This window comes from Wolbachia endosymbiont of Leptopilina clavipes, assembly GCF_006334525.1.
Classification (GTDB): Bacteria; Pseudomonadota; Alphaproteobacteria; order Rickettsiales; family Anaplasmataceae; genus Wolbachia.
On the sequence record NZ_QJHA01000043.1, the window covers coordinates 1 to 11,043 of the forward strand.

At 34.2% G+C, this 11,043-nt stretch carries 11 protein-coding genes and 2 pseudogenes; 6 read left to right on the top strand and 7 right to left on the bottom strand.

What is annotated here, in order from left to right:
• The 3 genes and pseudogenes from OUY_RS05145 to OUY_RS05155 all read left to right on the top strand — a co-directional run.
• Positions 1–194, top strand: a pseudogene (locus OUY_RS05145) (IS110 family transposase); the annotation flags it as partial.
• 468 nt (positions 195–662) lie between these two features.
• Entirely contained in the window at positions 663–1,211 is a 549-nt protein-coding gene (gene rsmD, locus OUY_RS05150) for a 16S rRNA (guanine(966)-N(2))-methyltransferase RsmD (protein WP_139686873.1), read from the top strand.
• 87 nt (positions 1,212–1,298) lie between these two features.
• On the top strand, positions 1,299–1,616 hold the full coding sequence (locus OUY_RS05155) for a hypothetical protein (RefSeq protein WP_139686874.1): 318 nt from the start codon (positions 1,299–1,301) through the stop codon (positions 1,614–1,616).
• A 373-nt stretch (positions 1,617–1,989) separates the two neighbouring features.
• Here the strand turns inward: OUY_RS05155 and OUY_RS06915 are convergent.
• A pseudogene (locus tag OUY_RS06915) lies at positions 1,990–2,520 on the bottom strand (hypothetical protein).
• Positions 2,521–2,655: 135 nt separating this feature from the next.
• Here OUY_RS06915 and OUY_RS05170 point away from each other — a divergent pair.
• The gene (locus OUY_RS05170; protein ID WP_139686875.1) at positions 2,656–3,264 is read left to right on the top strand and encodes a superoxide dismutase; all 609 of its coding nucleotides are present in this window, start codon (positions 2,656–2,658) and stop codon (positions 3,262–3,264) included.
• 1 nt (position 3,265) lies between these two features.
• Positions 3,266–4,540 (top strand): M16 family metallopeptidase, encoded by a 1,275-nt coding sequence (locus OUY_RS05175; protein ID WP_010402417.1) that lies wholly within the window; start codon positions 3,266–3,268, stop codon positions 4,538–4,540.
• On the opposite strand, the gene OUY_RS05180 is transcribed toward OUY_RS05175, so the two are convergent.
• From OUY_RS05180 to OUY_RS05200, 5 genes are all read right to left on the bottom strand, one after another.
• On the bottom strand, positions 4,537–4,842 hold the full coding sequence (locus OUY_RS05180) for a WD_0736 family protein (protein WP_139686876.1): 306 nt from the start codon (positions 4,840–4,842) through the stop codon (positions 4,537–4,539). The two genes, OUY_RS05175 and OUY_RS05180, sit on opposite strands and share 4 nt — an antisense overlap.
• A 104-nt stretch (positions 4,843–4,946) precedes the next feature.
• Positions 4,947–6,161 (bottom strand): tRNA guanosine(34) transglycosylase Tgt, encoded by a 1,215-nt coding sequence (gene tgt / locus OUY_RS05185; RefSeq protein ID WP_139686877.1) that lies wholly within the window; start codon positions 6,159–6,161, stop codon positions 4,947–4,949.
• Positions 6,162–6,662, bottom strand: a complete 501-nt coding sequence (gene nuoE / locus OUY_RS05190; RefSeq protein WP_139686878.1) for an NADH-quinone oxidoreductase subunit NuoE — start codon at positions 6,660–6,662, stop codon at positions 6,162–6,164.
• Positions 6,663–6,759: 97 nt separating this feature from the next.
• Entirely contained in the window at positions 6,760–8,253 is a 1,494-nt protein-coding gene (locus OUY_RS05195) for an ankyrin repeat domain-containing protein (protein ID WP_139686879.1), read from the bottom strand.
• A 63-nt stretch (positions 8,254–8,316) separates the two neighbouring features.
• Positions 8,317–8,730 carry an ankyrin repeat domain-containing protein gene (locus OUY_RS05200; RefSeq protein ID WP_139686880.1) on the bottom strand — a complete coding sequence of 138 codons (414 nt, stop codon included), beginning with the start codon at positions 8,728–8,730 and terminating at the stop codon, positions 8,317–8,319.
• A 667-nt stretch (positions 8,731–9,397) separates the two neighbouring features.
• Here OUY_RS05200 and OUY_RS05205 point away from each other — a divergent pair.
• Positions 9,398–10,519 (top strand): hypothetical protein, encoded by a 1,122-nt coding sequence (locus OUY_RS05205; protein WP_246038753.1) that lies wholly within the window; start codon positions 9,398–9,400, stop codon positions 10,517–10,519.
• Positions 10,520–10,555: 36 nt separating this feature from the next.
• Here OUY_RS05205 and OUY_RS05210 read toward each other — a convergent pair.
• Positions 10,556–11,043: integrase core domain-containing protein (locus tag OUY_RS05210; protein ID WP_139686881.1), on the bottom strand; the 488-nt coding region annotated here is incomplete at its 5' end.

The window sequence follows — 11,043 nt, forward strand, 5'->3', positions numbered from 1 at the left end:
AATGTAGAAATATGTTGTATGAAGCTGCGCATACAATACTGACAGTTAGCAAGAAAAAATTCAAATTAAAAAGCTGGGGAATAAAGCTTGCAAAAAAGAAGGGTATAAAGAAAGCAGTAGTTGCATTAGCAAGAAAACTAGCTGTAATTATGCATAGAATGTTGGTTGATAAAACAGAATTTTATTATCAATAAACACTAAAGGAGTATAGGACAATAATTTTATTGAAGGTAAAGATAGTAATGCCGATGGAAGGGATAAGCAAGAGCTATGGTTGAAGCGTAGACTTCGTAAACAACATGTTGCCATCCACTTCCGCCCTAACAAGTATAGTGCGGCTTGGCTAAAATTAAACTAGCCATATCAGACCGCGGAGAGAACCATGGAAGCATGCTACTTAATCTATGTAAAATTATTAAAGATTACGGAGGAAATATGCTATTTTGATTTGTGTAAAAATTATTGTTGACTTATGTGCAATTAGAGAACCATGATGATTTACAAGACGAGATTGGTCGTGCAATCAGTATAGAAAATAAATCAAAGAAAAGCGATTGATCTTGCGTTCCTCCACAAGCAACCTTCTTTCTATTAGACTGCTGAAGCTATGTTGACATTAAATGTGTATTATAAATAATTAGTTAACTTCGAACTTGTTTTATATGTTACGTGTTATTGCGGGTAAATATCGTGGAAGAAAAATAACTACAGGCAAGAATTTAGCTGCACGGCCCACTATGAGTAGTGTCCGAGAAGCAATATTTAGTATACTTTCTTCAAGAAAACCTATTTATAACCTAAATGTACTTGATTTATTCTGCGGAAGTGGCTCTTTTTCATTTGAAGCACTTTCTCGAGGTGCTAAACATGCATTCATGGTAGATTCAGATTATTACAATTTGCAACCGCCTAAAAAAACAGCAGAAGATTTTGGAATTACGAGCGATATCACGTTAATTTGTTGCAATGCTAACGGATTACCAAGACCTATTTCAAAGTGCGATATAGTTTTTATGGATCCACCTTATAATATCAATCTGTTTAACTCAACTTTAGACGAGTTAGCTCACTCAGGCTGGTTAAATGATAATGCGTTAATAATTCTAGAAATGAGGAAAAATGAAGGTTTTGAGTGCAATAAAAACTTCAATATAATTGTGGAGCGTACCTACGGTATTGCAAAAATAATTTTTCTTTCTTCACTCACTTGAATTTCTTTTGTAAACATCTATAGCTAAGCTAAGTAAGATTTTTCCGAGGACTGAAAGAAAAAATCAATTCGTTTTGGTGGGAATAGGGTGTGTAACAGCAAATCAATACGAGTTGATATACTAGAAGAAGCAGTATGGAAAGAAATGAAGATGGTACTCAAAGAACCAGAGGTAATGACAAAGGTTAGACTTTTAAAATATGAAAATAAGCAGGCAAAGGATGAGATTGAAAAACGCGCAGATAAAATAGAACAAGGTATAGAAAGATTAGCTTATGTATATGAAAGGGGTCATATAACGAAGGAAAAGTATGACTTAGAAGTTGAGATCATGGAAAAGGAGTTAAAGGAATCAGAGATCAAAGGGAAGAAGCTATCGATGAAAAGAGGCTACAGAGAGAATTAGATTTTATCACAAACAGTGTAGAAAGTTTTTCCTCTGAGAGAGCTTAATCAAGCAGACTATGAAACTAAACTTGATATAATAAGAAAGTTAGTTCAACGCATTGAAATTGACGATGATAACGTACACATAGTGTTTCGATTGAAAGAACTTGCTCGAAAGGGAGTGTTAAATAAACTGTGTCAAACCGAGAAGTAAAGTAATAAATTGATAAAATGGAGGTTTGACACAGTTTATTTAACACTCCCCAACATTCTATCGGGATGCCAGTGTCAGCTACTTGCATGACATCCTCTTGCTTCTATAGATGTCTTTATCTCGTCTACTTTATTTTGCCACACAGATACAATGGTTTCACATGCACTTGGTAGGCTATCTATTTTGACAAAGAAGGACTACCAACACCTTCACTTTTTGCATCACTAAATTTACTTGCCACTTTATCAATAGTCCAAACGAGTGGCGTAACAACGAGCGCAGCAGCCCAAATAACAGCACTAACAACATAACTCAAAACTGTGTTAACAAATTTAGATAATGCACTACTATGGTCCCATGTCTTACGTGACAACATGGATGAATAATCTATGAACGATTTTGTGTTACGCTTAAGATCAAAACTATCTACTACTTTCGCTAATCCTTTTGCCGGCTAGTATGACAAATACGCCAATGCTAGATATAAAGGTTGCAGAATTACACTAGCTAACGCAAAAGTAGTGGTCTGAATCATAGAAGGATTTTGGTAACTACCAAGAGCTACATTTTTCACTGGCCCAACAACACTGTTGATAAGGTAAACGGATTTATAGAAACTATTTTGTGGAATTTTGTTACACCCAACACTTTTGGTAGGAACATCTCCAAACTTAGCATATTTCTTAAAATTATCATATAAATTTAACATATTACCCCTCTAAAATAAAAACATAATTATCTTACTAGTATCGCTTGTTTTAGAATAAATGCAATCACTACCTAACTAAATTATCTGTTGCGCAAAAGCACATATTACCATACCATCGAAAATAAAGAGGTCAGCATGAGTTTTACTTTACCTGAGTTGCCATATGATAAAGCAGCTTTAGAGCCTTATGTATCTGTAAAGACATTAGATTTTCATTATGATAAGCACCATAAGGGATATTTAAATAAACTCAACGAACTGGTTGAAAACACAGATTATCAACATATGGAAATTGAGGAATTAGTAACGAAAGTTCATGGAAATAATAATACAGTTCCTATTTTTAACAATGCAGCACAAGTTTGGAATCACACTTTTTATTGGAATTCAATGAAAAAAAATGGTGGTGGTGAGCCTAAAGATGATGGTCTTCTAGCAAAAAAAATTCAAGATGATATTGGTGGCTTTGACAAATTTTGTGAAGAATTTTCAAATTATGGAGTAAGCCAATTTGGCAGTGGATGGGTGTGGTTAGTGCTTGAAAAAGGAAAACTCAAAATCACTAAAACTCCAAATGCGGATCTACCGCTAATTTATGGCCAGGTGCCACTACTTACTATGGATGTATGGGAGCATGCATACTATTTGGATTGCCAAAATCGCAGAATTGACTACATAAAAGTTTTTCTTGATCATTTGATCAATTGGGATTTTGTAGAAGAGAATTTAAAGAAGAATATATAAGATGAATATACCACAAGTAACAAAACTAGATAATGGTCTGCGCATAATAACTGAGCGAGTGCATGAAGTTGATTCCGTAGCTTTAAATATACGAGTTGGTGTTGGCAGTAGAGCTGAAAGTGCAAGTCAAAATGGAATATCTCATTTCCTAGAGCACATGGCTTTCAAAGGAACAAAGACAAGAACTGCTTTTGAAATTGCAAAAGCTTTTGACGACATAGGTGGAGCCTTCAATGCCTGCACCGGTAGAGAAAGCACCAGTTATTATGCAAAGGTTCTTAAAAAAGATATAAAAACTGGCATTGATATATTAATAGATATATTAATGAATTCTACATTTCCAGAGGATGAATTGGAACGCGAAAAGGGTGTTGTAATACAAGAGATTTTTCAAACTAATGATTCACCGAGCGATATCATTTTTGATAAGTATTTTGAAGCAGCTTTTAAAGATCAACCATTTGGTAGGTCAATCTTGGGTACGCAAGATACTGTCAAATCTTTTACTCGAGCTAATCTAGATAACTACATAAATGAGCATTACTTTGGCGAGAACATTATATTTGCTGTTGCAGGAAATGTTGAACATGAGGAGGTTGTTCAATTAATCAAAGACTTTCTCTCAAAGATTCATTCAAAAGAGCTGAAAAAAAGCGAGAATGCAAGTTATACCGGTGGTGAGTATTTAGAACATCGTAAATTAGATCAAGTACATTTATTAATTGGTCTACCTAGTGTTTCTCGTGATGATAATAGATATCACACATTCAAAGTTCTTGATGCCATACTGGGAAGTGGCATGTCATCACGCCTGTTTCAGGAAGTAAGAGAAAAGCAGGGGCTTGCTTATTCCATTTACTCATTCAACTCTAGCTATGCTGATACAGGAATGCTTTCGATTTTTGCTGGTACAGATAGCAGTAATCTAGATAAGCTTTTGAAAGCTATAACGACAGAGTTGAAGAAATTGTCTACAGATGATTTAAAGGAAGAAGAAGTAAATAGAGTAAAAGAACGAGTAAAATCTCAAATTTTAATGTCACGCGAAAGTGTTAGCTCGCGTGCTGAAACGTTAGGACACTACTACGGTAACTATAATAAATACATCAGTAAAAACGAATTAATAGAAAAAATTAGTGCTGTTACTATTTACGATATAAAAAAAGCAGCAGAAGAATTGCTATCTCAGCATGAAAGAATTACTTTAGCTGCGATTGGAGAAATTAATTCATTGCCAAGTTACGATAAAGTGGTTTCTATGCTTAGTGTACTTTAATTGTGTTGCTTATGCTCACTAAAAAGTTCAATGAATGGTTGCAAAATCCTTTCTATAAAAAGTTTGCTTTCTGGTTCATCGCATATACCACTAATCATTTTATTGAAAGTTTTTTCGCTGTTTTGTACAAATAAATAGCTTTCTACTGATTGCACAATAGACAAGGCAGTTAAAATTCCTCCTATCACTAAACAAGAAGCTATAGCAGGTACGGTACCCACTGCAATTAATGATAAACCAGCTAAGAGTGTAAAGGCTGAAACGCAAAACGCTATTTGATGTTTTTCTTTATTTTTAACCATAAATGCCTCACAAAAATTATATCTCTAGTATATCCGTATATATAATGTACTGTCAAGTTTTTAAAGAAGATTAAAAAATGCAACGCACATGTGCAAAATATGAACTAGGTATATAATTCACAATGCAGCGGTATTTCACTAATCCAATTATTTTTTTCCTGATCTAGCCTATCATTCAATATTGCTTGTCTTATTGATTCCATCAACTTATTCATGAAGAAAACATTGTGAATGGTAACGAGTGTATAAGCCAGCAACTCTTTAGCTTTCAGTAGATGGTGTATATAAGCTCTTGAATGTTTTCTGCAGGTAAAGCACAAACAATCACTCTCAATTGGGTTATCATCTAGTTCGAATCGTTGATTTCGCAAATTAATATGCTCTTTGCACTTTGAAGAAATAGAATCTCTATTTTTTACTTTAACAAGCGCGCCACCATGTCTTGCGAGGCGAGTTGGATGCACGCAATCAAATGTATCAACTCCAAGCTCTACTCCACGAAAAATGTCTACAATTCCACCAATACCAAGCAAATGAGTAGGCCTATCTTTTTTTAAATGTTCCATAGTAAAGGAAACTACATCATACATCTGCTCTTTACTTTGACCAAGTGATCCACCTATTGCTTGACCAAAAAATGGCAAATCGTTGATAAAATCACAACTTTCTCTACGCAAATCTTGATACACTCCGCCTTGACTAATTCCATAAAGCACCTGTTTGCCATTATTATTTTTTTCAAATTCATTTAAAGAACGTTCAGCCCATCTATGGCTCATGAGCATCGATTTCCTTGTGTACTCCTTGCTGACGTGAAATGGAGTACATTCATCTAAAACTAAGATTAAATCTGCACCTAATTTTTGTTGAATTTGTATCGACTTTTCAGGAGTTAGACAATAAGTTTTACCATTTATGTAAGAACGAAAAATTGCCCCATCCTCGTTAATTTTGATCAGAGTTTTTTGTTTCTGTCTTACTCCCTTTATCTCTTCTGAAACTGATCCGTGTCCTAAACTAAATATCTGGTATCCACCAGAATCAGTGAGCATTGGCCCACTCCATCCCATCATCTTGTGCAAGCCACCAAGCTTTGCCACAGTATCCTCTCCCGGTTGGAGCATTAGGTGATAGGTGTTGGAAAGTATTATCTGAGTACCTGCTTCTCTGATTCTCTCGATATCTGCAGCTTTAATAGCAGCTTTGGTTGCACAAAATATAAATGCTGGTGTTTCTATGTTTCCATTTGGAGTTTTAATAACGCCAACTCTTGCAGAACCTGACTGCTTGGTTATCTTAAATGCAAATTCTTCTTTCATCTATTTACTTGAAAGTTCTGCTATGATGTTTTCTACTTTTTCAGGAGTGAGGTTTTCATAAAAATCGTTATTGATCTGTACAACAGGGGCATTAACACATGCACCAAGACATTCAACTTCCTTTAAAGTAAATAGATTATCTTTAGTGGTTTCACCGATATTGATTCCAAGCTTCTTTTTAAAGGTACTTAAAACTTCCTCGCTATTGCATAACCAGCAAGGAGTTGTTCTACAAACTTGTATTAGATATTTACCTACTGGCTTTAAATTATACATGGTATAAAAATTTGCCACTTCATACACGCGAATATGTGGAATATGAAGCATGTCAGCAACGTAGCGCATGGCAGATTCAGGAACCCATCCGCATTGTTTTTGTACTAGATACAGTAAAGGCATAACAGCGCTTCCTTCTCTACCTTTAGGATACATCTCTATAGACTTTTTTGCTTTGCTAAGATTGTCTGGTGTAAAACTAAACTGCTCTTCTTTCTCTTCCATCTAATAAGGTTCATGTAAATCTCAACAAATTATACTTGAAGAGTTAACAATTGCAATTAGACTTCTTGCATAATCTAAGACCTACTGTAAACCAAGCTTAGTATAATCCAATTTGACGTACCTTATTATTTTTTTTACTTTGTAATTGATCTACATGAGAAACTTTTTCACCACTTTGTAATCTTTCTCCCTGGAAAATTCCTGCAGGCCTTTCAAAGTACCCACGTTCAATAGCATTGTAAACTGAGTAACCACCAAATAAGCAATTTTTTCCTATTTCTTCTCCACAATCTTTTAATTCTTTCAACCTCTCTTGATCTCTTACTTCTACCTTTATCCAGTCTTTATTTTGCTTATCAGGATATAACCTAACGTCTAACTCTCCCTTAGTGGTAGGGAAAGTCAACACTATATCACTATCGTCCGCAAGATTGGTGTAATTCCTTATACCATTCTTTGTTATAATTGCTACCTCACTTTTACCAATCTTTATTATATCTCTTTCATAGTCTATGTTTCCCTGAGCTCGCCTTAACTCACTAGCTTTTTCTGTGAGCCTTGCAGCATTTATTATACTATCTTCGGAATATTCCGAGTATAAAGTAGTGTTATCTATTTTTGCATTCTTTACCATACCATTAATAACTGCTCCTTTTATAACTTCCATAAAATCTAGGGTACTCTCTAGATAATCTAGATAAGCTTCTATCATATTTTCTTTGTGCTCTTTAAATTCAGATTCTAGTGTATCAATTACTTTCATATTATCTTTATTATATAACACTGCCCCTATTGATACCAACTTGCATACTATCTTGCTTGCAACTTCAGGATTCTTTCCTAACTCACCAATCCTTTCCATAACACAATCTGTAAAATTACGCTTCTTATCTTGAGAAAATCGTCTATTAATCCTTCCTCCTGAGAGAATAGCCTCATTTACAACTCCTTCTAGTTCATCCATATTTTGAGCTTTAGAAACTTTATCTAAAAATTCTTTTAGCTTTATCTGTCGATTCGGCGGTAAATTACTCCATAAATCCCTAGAATAATACTCCTTCTCATCATAACTTGACCATTGTAAATTGATTGCATCTGCTTTCAAAAGTAATCTTTTTACTTCAAATTTATTTGCTCTTTCATCAGTACCTGAACGAGCAAAAGAATCAAGATTTTTAGCATGTTGATGCACCTGCAACTCTCCTTCATTACTTCGAAGATTCAAAACCATTCTTAGATCTTGATCATTTCCAAAATCATCTAAGAGTTCTTGTAGATCTTCAACAACTGAATCACCTTCTGAGTTATTTACTATATCCAACAACTTTCTTCTCAAGCCCCCCTGTCTCTTAGTTAAAACGTAACCTGAACCATCTTCGAACCAGTCTTTTGTTTCCATTATAGAGCGTAACTTATCACTCAACTTCTCTCGCTTATAAGTCACAAAGTACTTTTCAATATGTTCATGATGATTATCACGTGCAACTTGCAGAGGAGTTTTTCCTTGTTTATCACCTTGATCAGAAATAGCTCCTTTCTCTAAGAGTAAAACTACGCCTTCAGAACAACCAACACTAGCAACATGATGCAAAGGCGTTTTTTTTCATTATCTTCTGCATTAAGGTCAGCTCCCTTTTCTAAGAGAGCAGCTATACTATAAGGTCCAGTAGCATAGTGTTTTATCATTCTTGATATTAGGGTCAGCTCCTGCTTCTAAAAGCAAACTTACGGCACAATCATATTGTTTTCTTGCCCAAGCCATACTTGATATTATGTGCAATATCGTCAAACTAGACTCTCCCCTTTCACAATTAAGAACGGTTTTTAGATTTTGATTATCTTTATTATTTAATAAAAACTTTTGAAGTTGTCGGTAACTATCTCCTGCACTCAAAGATCTCATTGCACTAAAAATAGATAGCAATTCCTCATCTAACTCTTCTTGACTGTCTGTCAACTCAGTTGTAACAAGCCACGCACACATTAAATTATCAAACGAGCCTTTTGTAGCTTCAGCAATATCTACCAAATGACGCCTATCAGGAAACATGAATAAACTTTTAATCAATTCATATTCATAATCCTGTTGTAGCTCGTTTTCTATTCTACTTTCCTTATTAGAATCTTCCCCAGTAACTTCTGGTATATTTACTCCTCACTTTATAAAACCGAATGTAATTATAACAAATAAAGCTAATGCAAGCTAGCTTTCTACTACTTCTTGTATAGTTATATCACTAACACGTAGCGGGATTATAAACATTAAGAAATTAACCAGATGGAAAAAAGGCAAAAGAATCCCCTAGTAGTGAGTTTTATAATGTAAATTGGCATTGTAATAATGTTCTAACGCTTATTTTAAGCAGATTTTGGCTGAATGTAGAAAAAATAAAAAAAGCCGCTATAATTTTATGTAATTCGCCAATAAATACCCTGAGTTTTTTACTGAATTTTGTCATTGACTCTGCAGATCAAAAACAAGTTTTGAGTCATAAATACCCTTGATGTCATGGTAAGGGTATTTGGGGGATTTGTAAAGGAATTTCTGTTGTCAACAAGCTGCTAAATTTATTATATGGTTTCAAAGGAAACATATTGTCTATGGGAAATCTGGGTTTATTAGCGTATTATCTTAGAGTACTTAAAAATTAATTTCTTAATTTTAGTTAAAATTTTATTGACGTTACATATAGAAATAATCATAATAGCGTTTTATTAAAATTTTAAATATAGTTATGTCTATATTAAGTAGATTATTTAGAGTTAATACAACTACACTGAAAGTTAAAGAAGCGATAGGTTTTAACCCAGTAAACGTAGGGTTGATTGAAGGAAATGGAGTTACTTATGGACTCAGCTATCAAGATAACGGCAATGGAAGCAGTAGAGTAAAGTTACTTATTAGTCCATTATATCAATCGAAAACATACGAGTGTGATACATGTGTCAACGTAGCAAATGAATTCAAGGGCCAATTATCTCCCACACTAATAGAAAATTCAGCTGAAGTAGATAAAGTTGGAGTTATTTTTCCTACAGAAGAAACTAACGAAGAAGGAAAAAAATACATAAAAAGTTTAATGTTTCACACTTATAAAATTCAACATTCAACTAATGCACCTTCAGTTGAACATTCAGGAAAAGTAAAATTACAAAAAAATGACGATAACAAGAATCTTGCAAATACAGGTAATAGTTATTTTCAACCAAAAGCAGTAAAAGTTGGTAATGGTAATGTCATTGTAATTGCTCATAACTTAAAGGATCAAATTTTAGTTTCTTGGTACTTAGAATCAAAAGGAGATGGAAAGTTTAGGGCTTTACCTGGAAAAAGCGGCATCACAGAAAGGAAATTATTCAAATTTGATAATCCAGGGCAATTAGTATTGGATGAAAATACGATGCTTTATACGCAGATAAAGACTACTAAAAACCAAGAAGTAAGAACAAATATTTTTAAGTTCGATATGGCCAAAGTGGTTGAGGATCTAAAAAGTGGAAAGAAAGATGAATGTTTGCTTAGTAAGAAAGGATGCCAATTAAATATAGCACCATCTACTATCTATAATCCAGGAAAAATAAACTTTTTACAGTATGTAAGACGAACTGAAGGTGATGATTTAGTTGCTTTTCTTGCGAAAAAACAATCTTCTAATACGCAAGAATTGCATTTAGCAAGGCTTGCTAAGAGAGGAGCAAAATCAAATTTTACTGTTTGTGAATGTGAAGATCCTATAGAACAATTGTATGTTAAAGACAATGGCCAAGGAGGTTTTATCGTCACTGCGGTAAGTGGAGAGAGTATTATAACTTTTAATAGAGAGAGAGCTCTGGAAAATCTTCTGAAGCAACGATAATATGTAATAGTCTAGACTTAATCTGACAAGCATGAATTAACTGACAGAAGAATTAACAAAGTCAAAACCAAAATCAGCATCCTGTTTAATGCTATCAATATTTTTCTGATAAGCAATATGCATACTATCAAAAAAGGTTTGCATAGGAGTCTTACCATAGCAATATTTACCTGAATGCGGTCTAGATCTATTGTAAGAATGCACCCAATGGTCTACGTCTAACTGAAGTTCTGCCAAAGAGGTGTAAATTTTCTTTCTAAAGATAATATTGTAACATTCATCTTGCATAGTTCTGTGGAACCTTTCACATATGCCATTAGTCTGTGGAGAACGAGCTTTGGTTCGAGAATGATCAATATTTTCTACCCCTAAATATAGCTGGTAAGCGTGATTTTCAGGTCTGCCACAATACTCTGTACCACGATCCGTCAAAACACGTAGCAATGATACTTTCTGTTCATCAAAGAACGGTACTACCCTATCATTAAGAAGATCTGCAGCTGTGATAGCAGTCCTTTCTGTGT